Raw genomic sequence first — 15,735 nt, forward strand, 5'->3', positions numbered from 1 at the left:
CCCCGGCACTTCCGGCATCGGAGGGATACCGGGCCAACTCGGAATCGGCAGGCCGGGTGGTGGCGGCGAGGGTTTCGGCGCGGGCCAGCAGACCGGCCAGCGCGGTGCGTTGTGCCGCGGTGCGTGCGGTCGCGGGCACCCGGACCAGCGCGGTCCATCCGGCCTGCACGGCGACCGCGGCGTCGTGCCGGGCACGCGGCACTCCGGCATCGTCGAGCGGCACTCGCAGCAGCCGAGCGGTCGATTCGAGGGCGCGCGCCACGGCGAGCCGCTGCGGCCCGTGCGGGCGGATCAGTGCCGGGGCCATACATACACACCACGCCAGGACGCCGCCCAGCAGGATCAGGGCGAGGTGGCCGGGGAGTTGCTCAGTGCGCTGCGGGATGAAGGCCGCGCTGGAGACCACGAAGGTGAAGATGATGTTGCCGGGCGGGCCCATCCGGGAGGCATCGCAGACCAGCTTGTACAGCCCGGCGAGCACCGCGATCACCAGGACCCGCACCGCCGCGGATTCGATCAGCGCCGACGCGGTCAACGCGACCGCGGTGCCGGCGAACATCCCGAGCACCACCCAGGCCAGCGTGCGGCCGCGGGCGGCATACGGCAGGCCGTGCCCGTACAGGGCGCACAGACCGCCGGCGCTGGTGTAGAAGGCCAGCTGCACCTGTCCGGTAGCCAGCAGCACGACCTCCGGCCCGCCGATGGCGATCACCGCGCACAGCGCCGCCTGATACCAGGTGTCGGCGACCGGTCGCATCCGGAACACGCCTCGCAGCGACAGCATCCGCAGGGTGGTACGGAAACCGGCAGCTGGGGAGGAGGGGGCACGATGCGACACCCGAGAAGATTAACAGGTATTTTACTAGGAAACTATATGACGGGCAGCACTCGCTTCCGACAGGGCGGGCGACGGAGCGGCCACCCACTCCGCTCGGCGCAATTTTTCGGCATTCGGTCGCCATATTGCGAATGCAGAATGCGGGCTGCGAAATGTGCCGCAGTGAGTTATCCGGGACACCGTGCCACACATTGTTTCGGGCACCGGAAATCACGGATTCGGCGAAATCCGAATACGGGTCAGGACACGGTTCGCTATCGATTTCGAGTCAGCGACTGGCGGTATGCCCGCGGCGACATCCCCATCCACCGCGTGAAGGCATGAGTGAAATTAGCCGTTTCCGCATATCCGAGCCGGCGGGCCACATCCTCGACCGTCGACCCGGCGCGCAGCAGTTCCGCCGCGGTGCTCTCCCGCACGGTGTTGAGCAGGCCGCGGAAACTGGCGCCCTCGGCGGCGAGCTGCCGGCGCAGCGTACGGACGTTGATGTGCAGCTCCGCGGCTACTTCGGCCATCGACGGCACCGAACCCGGTTCGCGCAGCAGGCGCTCGCGGACCAGCGTCGACAACTTCCAGCCGCCGTCCAGCAGCACCTGCAGCGCCTCGCGGCACTGCCGTTCGATCAGGTTCGCGGTATGCGAATCGGCATGTGGCATGCGCAGATCCAGGAACGAGCGCGGCAGTACCAGCGCGGTCCGCGGACAGTCGCTGAGGATGTTGTCGATCGAGGCGAACTCGGCCAGTGCGGCAGCCCGATCGGCACCCAGCTCCAGTTCCAGGCGCACGGCGGGGATGGTCACATCGAGCGCCCGCTCGGCGACGAAGATCAGCGCCACCTCGCGTTCGACGAAGTATCCACGCAGGTCCGCGGGTATTCCCGAGCCGTCGGCCACCAGTGCGACCTCGTCGCCGCCGGACTCCTCCAGGTGATAGCGCGCCGAGACCGAGACCAGATCCTGGTAGCGGACCGCGATGTTGAGCACATCGCGCATGGTCGCGCTGGCCAGGGCCGCGAGGCCGACCAGACCGGCCTTGCCGAGGGAGGCCTGCGCGGCGGTCTGCACGCCGAGACCGGGCCGGTCGCCGAGCGCGCGAATCAGATTGCGCGCGACAGCGAATTCTTGATCCGGCCAAATTCGCAGCTGTTCATCGGCCAGATCCGCGGGCTCGATTCCGGTGCCCGCCAATAACAGCGGTTCGTCCAATCCATGCGCGAGCCCGACACTGACCATCATTCGCACACTGACGCTGCCGTGCGGCAACACATCGGACGGCGTACCGATCCCAACCACAGTCCGAAATTACCAATATTCGGTCCGTTCGGCACATTCCGGCCCCCGAAAGTGGGGGCATAACCTCGACAGACCGACATCGGCACGGGATGGCCGATGGGCAGGCAGGGATCGAGGAGGGCGACTACACCGTGGATATGTTCAGCACCTGTTGGATGGAACCGCTCGACCTCACCCCGCAGAAGGCGCATCAGATCATGCAGATGCACCGGGGCTGCCGGACCGACGAATGCCCCCGCCGGCGCGCCGCGCTGCGAGTGCTGGTCGAGGAAGGCCGGCTGATTCCGGATTCCTCACGGGTGCACTGACAACGCACCAGCGGTGGTCGCTAGCCCGCCCAGCGACCGGTCCAGCCACGCGCGATCCGGCGCGCCCGGGCAGGCGGCATGCGATCGGGTTCGGTGAGGACCGCGAGCGTCAGCCCGTCGAGCAGCGCCAGCAGTTCCGCTGCGGCATCACCGGATTCGGCGGCCCGCTCCGGATTCACGGCGACCAGCGCCCGGGCGATCAGATCCTCCGTGCGCTGCCACTGAGCACGATGCAGCGCCGCGATCTCGGGGTCGTGGGCGGCGCGCGCGACCAGCGCGAACCACACCCGGGCGAGGCGATCCTCACTGTCGGGAGCGATGAGCAGGTCGACGAGGCGGGACAAACGCTGCGCCGGCGGGAGTCGCGCCACCGCCGCCGCATCGAAACGGTGGGCGGCCTCGTCCCGCACGTACTCCCAAACCCGATGGAGGAGTTCGTTTTTCGTCGAGAAGTAGTACTGCACCGTACCGATCGACACCTCGGCGCGCGCGGCCAGCGTGCGGATGCTGACGCCCTCGATACCGTCCTCGGCGATGACATCGGCCAGCCGGTCGAGCAGGTGGCCACGACGGTCCGTCGCGGTTGCGTCCGCCGCTGCCCCGGTCCGCTCAACGCCCACCGCGTCGACTCCTCTCCCGCTGATCGCGAGCCCGATAGTAGTGCCACGCCTGTGCCCCCACTCGACGCGCCAGCGCCACGGGTTCCCGGCGGCCGTCGCCTCGGGAGGTCCGCTCCACGACGGCCGCGAAGAACAGCAGCAGCACCCCGGCACCGCCCAGACCGAAGTAGACGGTGTCGCCGAGCAGGGTGACGAGCATGCGAGCCGATTCGTGGTCCGGCCCCGGCAAGGCGGGCAGGACCGCTTCGAGTTGCAGCAGGCGTACGCCCTCGGCAACCAGCCACAGCACCGCCGCCGCGGCCAGCGACCACCCGGCGATGCGATAGCTGCGCGCCAATCGCGTCGCGGCCACCAGCGAGACCCCCGCCAGTACCACCACCGCCAGTTCGCCGGCGCCGAACACCACCTGCGCGCCGCTCATCGCACCTGCTCCGGTCGCGCCGGACGGCGCAGGATGGCGACCAGCAGCAGCGCCCAGGCCAGCACCAGCAGGAGATTGCGGACGCCGGCGCCGAACTCCATGCGATGCGTCATGCCCTCGGCGCCACCGGATCCGAACCACATCGCCCGGCTCGTGACCAGCCCGGCCACCGAACCGATCATTGCCACCACCGCGGCGAGTACCGCACTGCCGAAGGCGCGCCCCAGCCGCCGGCGGTAGTACAGCACGAGCGCCGCTCCCAGCAGCGGCGCGCACAGGCCGAGCAGTTCCACGAGACGAAACATCGACGCCCACCCTTTCATACGTTCGTATGAGACCTACCATACGAACGTATGAGGCTTCGGTCAATACGACCGTATGAGAGCGATCAGGGCACGGCGAAGCTCCACTCGTCGCCATCGGGCCAGATGACGCGGGAGCCGTCGCGGCGGCGCATGGTCCCGGACGGGTCGACGATCCAGTCCGCCGGGTCGAAGCCGTCACCGCCGGTGGCCGGGTGCTCGACGGCGGTGTGGTCGCGGCGCACATAGGCCCCGTCCTCGCGCGGCGTCCAGACGGCCGAATCGTAGGTGCGCAGCGCGTTGTCCGCCGTGATCACCGCCATCGGGCCGTAGCGACGCAGACGGGAGCCGTCCGAACGGGTGGTCCAGGCCGCGTCGGTCATCGGCTCGGCGTGGTCGGTACCGGCCCAGACGATCTCGGACGTACCGGGCGCGTACAGGTCGCCGCGGTCACCGTGCTGCCAGTATCCGGGCTCGTGCCGCAGCCACGGCCGGTCACCGACGAGAGCGACGACGGCGTCGAGATCCTGCGGCTCACCGAAATGCGCTGTGCCGATGCCCTTTTCCGATCGGCGCAGCATGGATGTAAGACGTGCGCCGGGCCCGGCTTCGATCACATATCGAACACCGCGGGCCGCCAGTCCGGCCATCACCACATCCCAGCGCACCGGTGCGCAGATCTGCGCGGACAGCGAGTCGACCGGGTCGGCGTCGGTTCGCCACCGCCCGGATGTGCCCTCCACCAACGGAATTCGCGGCGGCATGAATTCGGCGCGGGCGAGTTCGGATCGGAACGCGGCGGCGGCCGGTGCCATGAGTGCGCAGTGGAACGGCGCACTGACGTCGAGCGCACGGGTGATCGCCCCGTGTTCCTCGGCGAGTTGCCGGGCTCTGCCGACGGCGCCGGTGTGCCCGGAGATCACCACCTGACTCGCGCCGTTGTAGTTGGCGACCGCGACGACCTCGGATTGCGCCGCGGCGGTGCAGATCCGGTCGACCTCGTCGGCGCCGAGACCCATCACCGCCACCATCGCGCCCGCCCCCGGCGGCACCGCTTCCTGCATCAGGGCGCCCCGGCGACGCACCAGACGCACCGCGGTCTCGACGTCGAGGGCGCCTGCGCAGACGTGGGCGGTGATCTCACCGAGGCTGTGCCCGGCCACGACCGTCGGATGAATGCCGGTCTCCGACACCAGCACTCGATAGGCCGCCACACTGGTGGCCAGGATCGCGGGCTGGGCGTACTCGGTCCGGGCCAGCTCCGCCGGGTCGCCGGCGAAGCACAGCTCGCTCAGGCCGAAGTCGATCGCGGCGTCGGCACGGTCGAATATCTCGCGCGCGACCGGGTAGGTGCCGGCCAGCGCCTTGCCCATGCAGGGCATCTGCGCGCCCTGACCGGGGAATACGAATGCGAGCATGTCAGGCGATCCTCAACAGTGCGACGCCCCAGGTGCCGAACCCGTGGCTGATGGTCATGACGATCTCCCCCGGCGCGACGCCGTCCTCCAGATACGTCTGCAGATTGATCAGGTTGTCGGCCGAATGCACATGCGCGTAGTCGGCGATGTTGTCCAGATAGCACAGGTCGTGGTCGAGTCCGGCCGAATCGGCCATGAATCGCACGGCCTCCTCGTTGACGTTGTTGGCGATGATGCGCCGCACGTCGCCGCGGTCCAGGCCGGCGCGGTCGAGCATATCGGCGACGGCGCGGGACAGGCCCCGCTTGGTCAGCCCGGCCAGGGCCGGCATCTTCGCCACCCGGATCAGCTGGTTGGTGCCCTGGTTCGAGCCGAGCACCTCGATCCGCGACGGTTCGGCGGAGGTGATCAGACAGGCGGCGGCGCCGTCGCTCAGTACCGAGAGCGCGTCGCGCAGAATGCGGGCGTGCGGGTCCGGGCACGCGTCGGAGGTGACCACCAGGACGTTGCGGGCCGATCCGGCGGCGACCAGGCTGTGCGCGATGCGCAGGGCACTGCCGAAATTCGCGCATTCGGCCAGCGTGACACCGATCGGAGTGGCGCGGGTGAGGCCGAAACGCTCACAGAAGCGCAGGAAGTCTCCACCGGCCAGGGCGCCGGTTTCGGGGCTCGACGACGCGTAGACCAGCAGGTCGATCTCGGCGGCATCGACCGGGATCCGGTCGAGGGTGCTCGCGACCACTTCCGCGGCCAGTTGCAGCGGCGTCTGTTCGGTGCGGCAGTAGTGGTACAGGCCGAGGCCGTGCATATCGCGCAGCATGGCCGGATCGTCCCGCAGCGGTTCGAGGCCGGCGATCGGCTCGCGGGCGCCGACCGCGTAGGAGATCCCGTGCAGATAGACGCTCATCGGGACTCCTCCTCGCGTAAGCGGGCGGACAGATAGCGGTGCATCGCCCGTACGGTCGGATGTTCCCAGTGCACCGCGCCGGGCAGGTCGATGCCCAGGGCGGCCGACAGTCCGTTCTTGAATTCGAGCAGCGCCAACGAACTCATGCCGAGCTCCAGAAACGATGTGGCCGGATCGATTTCGTCGGTGTCGATGCGCAGAACCGTCGCCGTCCTGCTCAGCAGCAGCTCCCACAGCGCGGCCTCGCGCTCCTCGGCCGGGAGGCGGCGCAACTCCTCCGCCAAGGCCGAGGTGGCGCCGGAACCCATGGCGCGCAACGGTTCGTACAGCGGTACGGCACGCGCGAAGGGGTGCGCGCCGAGCCAGGCGTCGGCATCGAGACCGATGATCGCCGCGCGGGGGCGGCCGTCGTCGAGCAGCGTCTCCAGCAGTGTGTACCCCGCCGCCGGTGTCAGCGAGCGGATTCCGCGGCCCGCCAGAAACTCCTCCGTCGCGGTGCTACGCGCGGCGAGCCCGGTATCGCGGAAGGGACCCCACGCCACCGCGGTGGCCGCCAGCCCCTGGGCGCGCCGGTAGTGGGCCAGGCCGTCGAGAAACGCGTTGGCGGCGGCATAGTTCAATTGACCGCCCGAGGGCAGCACCGTCGCGGTGGAGGAGTACATCACGAAGTACTCGACGGGATCACCCGCCACGGCGCGGTGGACATTCCACGCTCCCAACGCCTTCGGGCGCAGCACCGGATCGAACTGGGCCCAGCTCTGATTGGTCAGTACGCCGTCACGCAGAACGGCCGCGAGATGGAACACACCGCGCACGGGACCGACCCGGGAGCGCAGCCGCGCGACGGCGGCGCCGACCTCGGCCGCATCGGCGACGTCGGCGTGCTCCACCCGGACCCGTTCTCCCCCGGCATTGAGTTCGTCGATGATCGCGCGTTCCTCGGCATTCGGTTCGCGGCGGGCCAGCAGCCCGATCTGCGCGCCGCCGCGTTCGACCAGGGTGCGGGCCAGGTCGAGACCGAGCCCGCCCAGGCCGCCGGTGATCAGGATGCAGCCGGGTTCGGCCAGCCCCTGGGCAGCGCCGCGCACGATGTCGGTGGTGGCCGCGTCGTCGGTCACCAGCACCAGTTTCCCGGTGTGCGCGCCGGTGCTCATGAGACGAAAGACCTCGGGCGCCGCGGCGATCGGATAGGTCCGCACCGGAAGCGGTGTCAGTTCGCCGGAGACGACGCGGTCGAGGGTGTGGTGCAGCAGTTCGGCGAAGACGGCGGCACGTTCGCGATGCAGTCCGGCCATATCGACGGCGGTGTAGGTGATGCGGCGTTTGAAATGTTCCAGCGGGAGCCGCCCCGAGCCGTAGATATCGCGTTTGCCGAGCTCGAGGAAGATTCCGTCGGCGGCGACCGTGCGCAGACTCGCCTCGGCGGCCGCGCCGGTGAGGGAGTTGAGCACGATGTCCACGCCCGCACCGGCGGTGACGTCGAGCACCTGTTGCTCGAATTCCGTAGTGCGCGAATCGAAGACGTGCTCGATGCCCAGCTCGCGCAGGTAGCGGCGCTTGTCCTCGGTACCCGCGGTGGCGATGATCTCCAGTCCGTGTCGCCGTGCCACCGCGATGGCCGCCGAACCCGTTCCCCCCGTACCCGAGTGGATCAGGATGCGCATGCCCGCGCGCACCCGGGCGAGATGTTCCAGCGCGTAGCACGCGGTGGTGTAGGCGGTGGGCAGCGCCGCGGCGTCGGTGAGCGGGAACGTCTCCGGCAGCCGATGGACCAGCGCCGCGTCGGCGACGGCATGGGTGGCCAGGCTGTTCAGTGCCACCGCCACCACTCGATCGCCCACGCGCACCGTATCGACCTCGGCGCCCACGGCGACGACGGTGCCGGCGCATTCCGATCCGAGTGGCACCTCGTCGAGATCGGAGAAGAAGCCCATCGCCCACATGACGTCGGCGAAGTTGAGACCGGCCGCCGCCACGGCGATGACGACCTCGCGCGGGCCCGGTCGCGGCAGGCCGCGTCCGCGCAGCGTCAGCGTCTGCAATCGGCCCGGCTCGTCGATATCCACCCCGAACCCGCGGGTTCCGGCTGCGACGACGGGCGGATCCGGATTCAGCCGGACCCGGTCGAGGCGCGCGACCCAGCGCGTTCCGGCGCGCAGCGCGATATGTCGCTCACTGCCGTCGGCGAGTTCCGCGACCAGGTCGGCCGCGTCGTCGCCGTCCACGCCCGCATCGGCGGCGAGGTCGATGAGCGTGGTTCGCAATTCGGGGTGTTCGGCGGCCAGGGCCGTGCCGAAGCCCCACAGACCGGCCTGCCACGGGTCGACGCATTCTCGCGCCACCGCCTGTCCGCCGCGCGTGACCACCCACAGGCGCGGCGCGGAGGGCATCCGCACGAGGGCGCGCGCGAGGCCGAGCAGGGCGGCGAGATCAGCGAATGCCGTTGCGCCGTCCTCGGTTCCGGCGAGGTAGAGGATGTGGTCCGCGGGTTCGTCGAAGGTCGCGGCCTCCGATTCGCTCTCGTCGGCGCTCGGCGCGGCGGCTGCGATGGCGGTCTCGGCGCCCGCTGCGACGAGCGCCCGGATCAGCGTCGCGGATCCCAGCGGTGCGTCGTCGTCCGCGTCCCCGCCGACGACCACCCAGCGCCCCGAGAGCCGGCCGGTGGTGCGCGGGCGCTGCTGCCAATCGACCGCGAGGACGGCGGCCTCGGCGGTATCCGCGCCGTCGACGCGGGTCGCGGTCAACTCGCGCACCGTGGCGACGAGGGAGCCGTCGTCGGCGTAGATGTCGAGATCGGCGGTCTGCAGGCGTCCCGCACGGGAGTAGCGGCGCACATGGGCGTGGACCTGCGGCGGAATGTGATCGGCGACGGACAGGGCGCCGATCGCGGACGGCAGGAACAGTTCGTCCCGGGCCAGGGCGCCGACCACCTGGAAACATCCGTCCAGCACCGCGGCCGCCGTCACCCCCTGCTCGGGATCACGCGCGCCGGTGACCGCGCTCACCCGGCCGAGCGCCTCGCCGTCGCCGACCGACAATTCCGTCACGGTGCGGAACGCGGGCCCGTAGCGGGTGCCGTTGCGGGTGTAGGCCGCGTAGAGATCCTGCGGGTCGACCGCGGTGCGACAGCGCCGCTGTGCCGCGCTCAGGCCCGGCGCCTCGGGAAGGTGCTCGCCCGCGACGATCCGTCCGCGAGCGTGCTCGGTCCACACCGTGGCCGCGCCGCCCGGCTCGGCCGAACGGGCGCTGATCCGAAATTCGTTGTCGCGCAACACCACCTGGACTCGGCGGCCGGACTCGGACAAGGTCAGCACCCGTTCGAACCGGATATCGGCGAAATGGCATCCCGGTCCGAAACCGTGCTGCAAGCGTGCCGCGGCGGCGAGATTGACCAACCAGGCACCGGCGGCGACGGGGGTGTCGCCCACGGCGTGGTCGAGCAGCCAGGGCGAGCGGGCGGGATCGACCACCCGCTGCAGAAGGCGTTCGCCGCTGACGGACGATTCGACCACCGCCTGGCCGCCGTGCTGTTCGGCGGCCACGTCCCAATCGGAGCGCGCCCAGAACCGCTTGTGCTGCCACGGATACGACGGCAGGTCGACGATCCGGCCGCGCACCCCGGCAGCCGCCCAGTCCACGGGGAGTCCGTGCACGTACAACCGGGCGATCAGCTCCAGGATGTCGCGGCGCGCGTAGCCGTTGCGTTTCAGGGAACCGGCCACCGCGCCCCGGTCGTTCGAGGCGTCGATGCGGGCGCGGATACCGTCGACCAGAACAGGATTCGGCCCGATCTCGACGAAGGTCGCCGGACCCTCCGCGAGCACCCGCTCGACCGTCTCGTCGAGCCGGACCGTGCTGCGCAGATTGCGGGCCCAGTAGTCGGCGGTCAGCGCACCGGTGGGGACGTAATCGGACTCGACGGTGGACAGGAATGCGGCCCGGCCACCCGGGATCGCGGTGATGCCGGCGATCCGCTCGGCGAAGGCGTCCAGGTGCGGATCCAGCTGGCGACTGTGCGCGGCCGACTCGATCTTCACCCGGCGCGGGTCGTAACCCGCTGCGGCGAGAGCCTTTTCGAGCCGGTCGAGATCGGCGACCGAGCCGGAGACGACGACCTGCGCGGGACCGTTCACCGCGGCGAGGTCGAATTCGCCTTCGATCCGTTCCAGCCATCCGTCGAGCTCGCCGACGCTCATCGGCACCGACAGCATGCCGCCGGTTCCCTCGATCGCGCGCAGCACCCGGTTGCGGTGGACGATGACCGCGGCCGCGTCGGCGAGGCTCAGTGCCCCCGCGACCCGGGCGGCCGCGATCTCACCGACACTGTGGCCGATGACGGCATCGGGGCGGAATCCGTTCGCCGCCAGCAACTCCGCCAATCCGATCTGCACGGCGAAGGACATGGGCTGGGCGAGATCGATACGGCCGCCGTCGGATTCGCCGGCGGCCAGCAGTTCCGCGATATCGATGCCCAAGTGGGGTTCGAACGCGGCCGCGCATCGCCGCGCCGCCTCCGCGAAGACCGGATGTTCGGCCATGAGCTGGGCGCCCATCCCGGGCCAGTGCCCACCGAATCCGGCGAAGACGAAGACCAGCGCGCCCGGTTCGCCGCGGCGGCCCCGAATCACGCCCGCGCGGTCACGGTCCTCGGCGATGGCGGTAAGGCCGCGTTGCAGCGCGGCGGCGGTTTCGCCGATCACCACGGCACGATGGTCGAGGGCGGCGCGGCGGGACGCGGTGAAGCACAGGTCACGCGCCGGCGTACCGGTCCCCAATTCGTCGCGCAGGCGAAGTGCCGTCTCTCGCAGCGCCTGCCCGGTTGCCGCCGACAGCGGCAGGACCAGCAGTTCCCGCGCCGGTTCGGCGGCTTCCTCGGGTGCCGGCCCGGTTACGGGGGCCGCGGTGATGATCGTATGGGCGTTGGTCCCGCTGAATCCGAACGCGCTGACCCCGGCGTAGACCGGTTCGGCGCCGGGGATCTCCTGCGCCTCCGCTGGGATCACGATCGGCGTGGCATCCCAGTCGATCAGCGGATTCGGCGCGTCGAAATGCAGTGTGGGCGGGACGATCCGGTCGCGGACGACCGTGATGGCCTTGAGCAGCCCGGCGATCCCGGCGGCCGGTTCCAGATGCCCCAGGTTGCCCTTGGCCGATCCGACGAGCAGCGGACGGTCGCGTTCGGCGCCGAAAACCGCCGAGAGCGCGCGTAATTCGATCGGATCGCCGAGCGGGGTGCCGGTGCCGTGTGCCTCGATGTAGTCGATGCGGCCGGCTTCCACCTTGGCCTCGCGCAGCGCATCCCGCAGCACCTGTTCCTGCGCGCGGCCGTTGGGGGCGGTGAGGCCGTTGCTGCGACCGTCCTGATCGACGGCGGTAGCCACGATCGAGGCCAGTACGCGGTCGCCGGCGGCGTGAGCGGCGGATTCGCGCTTCAGCACGACCACGCCGCAGCCCTCGCCGCGTACCAGTCCGTCGGCGGCCGCGGAGAAGGGTGCGCAGCGATTGCTCGGCGAGGGCGCCCGCAGTTTCGACATCGAGATCATCGACTGCGGGGAGACGATCAGATTTACTCCGGCCACCAGGGCCAGATCGCACTCGCCCGAACGCAGGCTCTGTACCGCCAGATGCAGCGCGACCAGCGCGGACGAGCATGCGGTGTCGACGACCAGGGCGGGGCCCTGCAGTCCGAGGTGATAGGCGATCCGCCCGGCCGCCACCGACGGCGCCAGACCGGTCGCGGAGTAGATGTCGATCGCCGCCGGGTCGGTGGCCGCGGCACCGTAATCGTTGGGGCACATGCCGACGAAGACGCCGGTTCGGCTCTCACGCAGGGTTTCCGGTGCGACAGCGGCGTGTTCGAGCGCCTCCCACGTGACCTCGAGCAGCAGCCGCTGCTGCGGGTCCATGGCCTCGGCCTCGCGCGGTGAGATACCGAAGAAGGCGGCATCGAAATCGCCGATATCGGTGAGGGCGCCCATCTTCGCGATGAAGGATCGGCCGGGTGCGTCGGCATCGGCGTCGTAGTAGTGCTCGACGTCCCAGCGGTCGGACGGAATGTCGACCACACCGTCGCCGCCCGCACGCAGGAATTCGGCGAATCCGTCCAGCGAATCGACCCCGCCGGGCAGGCGGCAGCCCGCACCGATCACGGCGACCGGCTCACTGCGCTGGGCCAACGCCCCACGGGCGGTACGCAAGGCGGCGATGGCGCCGCGTAAGGCCTCGCTGCTGTCGCCGCCCTCGGGCAGCGCACTCGGATTCGTCGCGGTCGGGGTCAACGCAGCACCTCTTCCAGGGCGGCCACTTCCGCGCGAGCCAGCGCGATGAGATCGGATTCGCTCAGCCCGTCGAGCGGCGTGCGGGTCGTGCTGACGGGGATGTCGAACGGCGCGGGGTGCGGGTCCGCCGCGGTCGCCGGTTCCGCGACCGGTTCGGGCGGAATCGTCGGCGCGACGGCCAACCGAGCGGTGAGTTCGGTGATTTGCGCCGTCGCCGTGGGGAATTCGAAGGCGAACGCCGCCTCGATCGGCAGTGCGAGCGCACGGCCCAGGACGGTGCGCAGTTCGATCGCCATCAACGAGTCGAAACCGAGTTCCTGCAACGGGGTGTGCAGATCGACGGGATCGGACTCCGGCATCTGGAACACCTGCCGGATACTCGCCACGACGACCACGCTCACCCGGCGGCGCAGGAGAAACAGGTCCGCGTCCGACCGCGCGGGTGCGACGTCCGCGATCGCCGGGGCGTTCGGCACGGTCGCACCGGCTCCGGTGCGCGCGGGCGATTCGGCGACGGTGGAATCGGCGGCAGCTCCCCGGACTTCGCCCGATGCGGTCGTGGCCGGACGCGACGCGTCGGCCGCGTCGAGTCCGGCCGTCCGGGCGGCGTCGCGGGCGTCCACGCCGAGCGCTTCGGCATGCGGTGGGAGCGCCGTCGCGGCCGGTGCACTCGGTTCACCGTGGGTCGAGCCGGGTGCTTCCACCCAGAACCGGCGGCGTTGGAATGGATAGGTGGGCAGCGTGATCCGGGGGTAGTGGGCGCCGTGCAGGTCACGCAGGTCGTCGACGGCTCCGGCCGCGAACAGTCCGGCCGTGCACCGGGTCAGCTCGCCGCGGGTGGTACCCGTGGTGAGCCGGCGGTTCTCGGATTCGGTCAGGCGGGTGCCGCCGAGGTCGGTCAGCGTCGCCCCCGCGACTTCGGCGACGACGGTGCAGTCGAGTTCCCGCAGGGTGTCGAAGGCTCGGTCCAGGTGTGCGGGCCACAGCGGGCGGGCCGACCAGTAGGCGGGATCGGCTGCTTCGCGGCCGAGGCGCGTCCCGGTGTGCGCGGAGACGACGGTGAGTTCCGGCTCGCCCGGCTGCCCCAGGTCGGGCACGGCCGTTCCCAGGTGGTCGCGCAGTTCGGCGTGGGTCGTGGCGGCGATACCGGCGGCGCGCAGGCGGTGCAGCAGCGGCTCGCGGCCGCCGGGACCGGCCTCCAGCAGGTAGCGGTTGCCGGTGTGACCGCACAGGCGCGCACCGGTTTCGCGGACCACCGCGTCGAGCAGCTCACCGTCGTCGGTGCGTGCCACCGCACGCTCACCGAGCAGGGCCGCCGTCGACACCGAGGCGCGCAGTGCCACAGCGGGTTCCAGAATTCCGGCGATCGCGGCGACGACGTACTCCCCCACCCCGACGCCCAGGACGGCCGCCGGGCCCAGTCCGAATGCCAGCAGTTGGCGAGTGAGGGCGTAGCGGTGTACGAAGGCCAGCGCATCCGCCAGGCCGGGTACCCGCTGCGCCTGATGGGGTGCGAGCCCCGCGAACAGGGCGGTGCGGAAACTCTCCCGGGACGAGGTCGCGTCCAGGCATTCGTCGACCGCGGCGCGGAAAACGCCGGAGCCGGTGTAGTTCTCGCGATCGAGCGGCTCCACACCGGGTTCGCGATGGCCGATCAACAGGGCGGTGCGCACGGCGCGACCGCGCGGCACATGGCCGGTCACGACCGCCGGCTGCCACTGCCCTGCGGAGTGGGCGTCCAAGGCGGCCGCCATCGCGGTCGTACTCCCGGCCACGACGGCGAGCCGATGTTCGAACGTATTCCGGCCTAGATTCGCTGTCGCACAAATAGATTCGAGCTGGGTGGGCTCGGCGGTGCGCAGCGCCAGCGCGAAGCGCCGCGACTGCGCCCGCAACGCTTCGTCGGTCCGCGCGGACAGCGTCAGCAGACCCGAGGGCACGGCGGTGCCGGGTGCAGCGGCCACCGGCGGCTGTTCGACCACCACGTGCGCGTTGGTCCCGCTGAACCCGAACGAACTGACACCCGCGATCCGCGATCCCGCCGGCCACGGCGTGGTCTCGGTGACCACCCGCGCCGAGCCGGACGCCCAATCGATGCGCGGATTCGGTTCCCGCACATGCAGCGTCGGCGGCAGCACACCGCGTTGTACGGCCAGGGCCGCCTTGATCAGGCCGGCGATCCCCGCAGCCGTCTCGGCGTGCCCGAAATTCGATTTGATCGACCCGACCCACAGCGGCGCCCGGGCGGCGCCGAAGACGGAATTCAGCGCGCCGATTTCGATCGGATCGCCCAGGGCGGTGCCCGTGCCGTGCGCCTCGATGTAGTTCACCTGCGCCGGTTCGACATTCGCAGTCCGCAGCGCGGCCCGCACCACCGCCTCCTGGGCACGGGCGCTCGGCACGGTGAGCCCGCCGGTCCGGCCGTCGTGGTTGACCGCGGAGCCGCGGATCACCGCGTAGATCCGGTCGCCGTCGCGCTGGGCCTGCGACAACCGCTTGAGCACCACCAGACCGGCCCCCTCGGCGCGGCCGTACCCGTCGGCGGAGGCATCGAAGGTCTTGCAGCGGCCGTCCGGCGAGAGCGCGCGTATGCGGCAGCAGAACATCGTCGAGAACGGCGAGAGGATCAGATTCACGCCACCGGCCAGCGCGGTCGAACAGTCGCCGTTGCGCAGGCTCTGCACCGCCTGATGCACCGCCACCAGCGACGACGAGCACGCGGTGTCGACCAGCGACACCGGTCCGTGCAGATCGAGGGTGTACGCCACCCGGCCCACCGCGATACTCGGTGTATTACCCAGTCCCGCATAGGCGTTCATGGCCTCGGGGACATCGGCGACGGCGACGCGGTCGTAGTCGCGCCAGCTCAATCCGACGAACAGCCCGGTATCGGATCCGCGCAGCCGCTGGGGCGCGATACCCGCGTTCTCCACCGCCTCCCACGCGATTTCCAGCAGGAGCCGCTGCTGCGGATCCATCGCGTGCGCTTCGCGCGGGGAGATGCCGAAGAAGTCGGCGTCGAACATGTCCACGGCGTCGAGGAATCCGCCGCGGGTGGTGTAGATCGTGCCGGGCTTGTCCGGGTCCGGATCGTAGAACCGCTGCACATCCCATCGATCGCCGGGCTGTTCGTCGGTGGCGTCGACACCGCCGGCGACGATGTCCCACAGGCTGTCCGGATCGGTGATGCCGCCGGGGAACCGGCAGCCGATGCCGACGATCGCGACGGGTTCCGCCGGGCGGGGTTCGGCCAGCCGCTCGCGGGCCGCACGCAGGGCCGCGGCGATGCGCTGTTCGCGGTCGGGTGTCGCACCGCCGGTGCCGGCGGATTCGGAAGGTGCTGCGGACATA

Annotated in this window: 9 protein-coding genes and 1 pseudogene; 1 reads left to right on the forward strand and 9 read right to left on the reverse strand. The window is 70.6% G+C overall.

Annotation, left to right across the window (positions count from 1 at the left end):
- Nucleotides 1-838, reverse strand: a pseudogene (locus tag RJ03_RS21940) (hypothetical protein); the annotation flags it as partial.
- 254 nt (nucleotides 839-1,092) lie between these two features.
- The gene (locus tag RJ03_RS21945) at nucleotides 1,093-2,073 is read right to left on the reverse strand and encodes an AraC family transcriptional regulator (RefSeq protein ID WP_063820429.1); all 981 of its coding nucleotides are present in this window, start codon (nucleotides 2,071-2,073) and stop codon (nucleotides 1,093-1,095) included.
- 146 nt (nucleotides 2,074-2,219) lie between these two features.
- Between RJ03_RS21945 and RJ03_RS21950 the strand changes: the two genes are divergently transcribed.
- Nucleotides 2,220-2,438: a hypothetical protein gene (locus RJ03_RS21950; protein WP_036505435.1), complete on the forward strand. Its 219-nt coding sequence runs from the start codon at nucleotides 2,220-2,222 to the stop codon at nucleotides 2,436-2,438.
- Between the two features lie 20 nt (nucleotides 2,439-2,458).
- On the opposite strand, the gene RJ03_RS36190 is transcribed toward RJ03_RS21950, so the two are convergent.
- The 7 genes from RJ03_RS36190 to RJ03_RS21985 all read right to left on the reverse strand — a co-directional run bounded on the left by RJ03_RS36190 (nucleotide 2,459) and on the right by RJ03_RS21985 (nucleotide 15,734).
- The gene (locus tag RJ03_RS36190) at nucleotides 2,459-3,058 is read right to left on the reverse strand and encodes a TetR/AcrR family transcriptional regulator (protein WP_051025068.1); all 600 of its coding nucleotides are present in this window, start codon (nucleotides 3,056-3,058) and stop codon (nucleotides 2,459-2,461) included.
- Complete coding sequence (locus tag RJ03_RS37295; protein ID WP_036505437.1) at nucleotides 3,048-3,479, reverse strand: hypothetical protein; 432 nt, start codon at nucleotides 3,477-3,479, stop codon at nucleotides 3,048-3,050. Before RJ03_RS37295 ends, RJ03_RS36190 begins: the two co-directional genes overlap by 11 nt.
- A complete protein-coding gene (locus RJ03_RS21965; protein WP_106955431.1) occupies nucleotides 3,476-3,784 on the reverse strand; it encodes a hypothetical protein in 309 nt (102 codons plus the stop codon). The genes RJ03_RS37295 and RJ03_RS21965 overlap by 4 nt, the downstream gene beginning before the upstream one ends.
- A gap of 83 nt (nucleotides 3,785-3,867) precedes the next feature.
- Nucleotides 3,868-5,199: an ACP S-malonyltransferase gene (gene fabD / locus RJ03_RS21970; RefSeq protein ID WP_063820427.1), complete on the reverse strand. Its 1,332-nt coding sequence runs from the start codon at nucleotides 5,197-5,199 to the stop codon at nucleotides 3,868-3,870.
- Nucleotide 5,200: 1 nt separating this feature from the next.
- The gene (locus RJ03_RS21975) at nucleotides 5,201-6,106 is read right to left on the reverse strand and encodes a 3-oxoacyl-[acyl-carrier-protein] synthase III C-terminal domain-containing protein (RefSeq protein ID WP_036505441.1); all 906 of its coding nucleotides are present in this window, start codon (nucleotides 6,104-6,106) and stop codon (nucleotides 5,201-5,203) included.
- Complete coding sequence (locus RJ03_RS35160) at nucleotides 6,103-12,384, reverse strand: type I polyketide synthase (protein ID WP_051025069.1); 6,282 nt, start codon at nucleotides 12,382-12,384, stop codon at nucleotides 6,103-6,105. The genes RJ03_RS21975 and RJ03_RS35160 overlap by 4 nt, the downstream gene beginning before the upstream one ends.
- A complete protein-coding gene (locus RJ03_RS21985; RefSeq protein ID WP_051025070.1) occupies nucleotides 12,381-15,734 on the reverse strand; it encodes a type I polyketide synthase in 3,354 nt (1,117 codons plus the stop codon). The genes RJ03_RS35160 and RJ03_RS21985 overlap by 4 nt, the downstream gene beginning before the upstream one ends.
- Nucleotide 15,735: the final 1 nt, after the last annotated feature.

The sequence above is a fragment of the Nocardia aobensis NBRC 100429 genome (assembly GCF_000308375.1).
Lineage (GTDB): Bacteria > Actinomycetota > Actinomycetes > Mycobacteriales > Mycobacteriaceae > Nocardia > Nocardia aobensis.